This is a genomic window from Limnohabitans sp., assembly GCF_040400975.1.
Classification (GTDB): domain Bacteria; phylum Pseudomonadota; class Gammaproteobacteria; order Burkholderiales; family Burkholderiaceae_C; genus Limnohabitans_A.
The window spans coordinates 1-1947 of the sequence record NZ_JBBAPF010000091.1 but is presented as its reverse complement, the minus strand read 5'-3'; the positions used below and the strand labels follow the sequence as shown (position 1 = coordinate 1947).

The window sequence follows — 1947 nt, the reverse complement described above, 5'->3', positions numbered from 1 at the left end:
AGTGGAGACATGTACTGGTAAGGCGTGGGCTCGCTGCCGGCACAAAGCCAGTCCCCGCCACGACAAAAACACGCCAACACGGAGCCTCCGGAGAGCCAGGCCGGTCTGTATGGAACCGCTGCGGGCGTGTACCGGAAAAAAAACTGCAGCGGAGCGTCCGCGTGGCCGCGAGAATGCCGTAGTCTACCAAAGGAGGCGCCCAAAGTGATATTTCCGGAGCGACCGTTGACTGAAGGTTGACTGAAGATTGACTGAAGGTTGACTGAAACATTTTTGAAGAGAAACTCCTTGAGCAAAACCGCATAAGCGAACTGTGAGAGCTACAGAAGGTGGGCCACGGCAGTGACGGCGTGGTTGACTGTGACGTGTGTGCGACTGATGATGGCGATGGTGATATTGACGGTGACGGGCGCTCGACACGTTTTTCATGGCATCGCATTCGCCGACATTCTGATGAGGTTTGCTCGCGTGCGGGGATGGCGGGAGCGGCCGCTGCAGGCGTCGGCGCCTCTGAAGCCGAGGCGCTAGATCTGCGTGCCTGGGGCGCTGTGCGGCGTCCAACTCGGCCAGATGGACTCCTTCAGGTTGGCGAAGGTTCTCCACTGCTTGATGTCCTTGAGGGACTCGGCTGCGGCCATGGCGTGATTGACGCCGCAGAGCTGGTCGTCGCTGAACGAGGCGACTGCTTTCAAACGCGGCGCGGGCCACCAGATGCTGGTCGCTCCCTTGCTGGGCGAGGTTTCCTGCACGACAACACCGAGAAGCCAAGCGGTCCAATTCACTGGGATGTAGACGATCTCGCCGGCGCTGACGAGGCAATGCATGCACTCCTTGTTGTCGCACCAAGAAGCAATCTGCGTGGCGGAGACCTTCCGGAGGGTTGGCACGATCTGCCCCTCGGCGTTGTCGACGGTGGAGGACGTGAGGAACAACATCCACAACTTGCCGGAGAGCACAGAGACAAAGCCTCCGAGACCCATCAGTGGCAGCTGGTTCGCCCCGCCGAGGTTCTGCGCGGTCCGCACGACGAGCAACCACGGGTGAGCGAACGCCGTCGGGCAGTCGGGGGCGATGTCGTCCGGCAGCGAGAGCGCAACAGCGAGGTCGCTCCACCAGCGCGGGTGCCCCGCCGGCGGCGCCTGGCGGTTGAGGGGAATGTGATTGATTTAAGTAGTGAGCCCTTCTGTTTTGTTGTCTCTCAAACACGAAAAATGACAGAATGACGAAGACCGTGCCAAGAATCGGTGCAAACAAGGTGCGTGCAACGCGAGCGCTCCTCCGAACGGCGACAACGTGTGAAAACGCCTCTGACACATGTCCGACGCCTTCACCAAGTGTACTTGGAACCGGACTAAAGGCAAACAGACTAGTGTGCGGACCTTGACTGGTAACGCGAAGAACGCGTGACTGACATTTGACTGAAGTGTGACTGAAGCTTGACTGAAGCCTGACTGAAGCCTGATCGACAGTATTATGCGGCACAACACATCAAACGAGAATCGCGATTGCAGAACTTACGGCTTGGCGGCAACCATTCATCGTCATCGCATCACTGTGGCGCCTCCGCTCCCCACTGGAACCGGAGGAGGTTCCCCGTCGCACCGCCTTCGAGGTCCATGGCCTGACCGCACTGTAGCTGCAGCGCTTCGGTGCCCGCCAAGCGTGGGGTCATCGTCTCGCTCCACTTTGCACATCCAACGCTTCTGCCGCGCCAGATGAGTGGGTGGGAGACTTCAGCGAAACTGGTCTGCTCGTGCACAGTCAAGGGGTGGTCGTTGTGCGGCACGTCGGCGAGGTCGTCGTACAAGATGCTGTGCACTGCAGACGGCACTGTCTTGCAGAACGGGCTGAGGAGCCTCCGCTGCTCGGCCGTGTTCTTCCGGCGGCGGTCGAGGCCGCCGCGTTGAACTCCTTGAAGGCGTGCTTTGCGGTGCGCAACCACTCGCC

At 60.1% G+C, this 1947-nt stretch carries 2 protein-coding genes; both read right to left on the bottom strand.

The genetic code is table 11. From position 1 onward, the window contains the following. Positions 1-524 precede the first annotated feature (524 nt). Complete coding sequence (locus ABWQ00_RS15930; protein WP_353239636.1) at positions 525-956, bottom strand: hypothetical protein; 432 nt, start codon at positions 954-956, stop codon at positions 525-527. Between the two features lie 593 nt (positions 957-1549). Further along, on the bottom strand, positions 1550-1947 hold a 398-nt coding region (locus tag ABWQ00_RS15925), incomplete at its 5' end, for a hypothetical protein (RefSeq protein ID WP_353239635.1).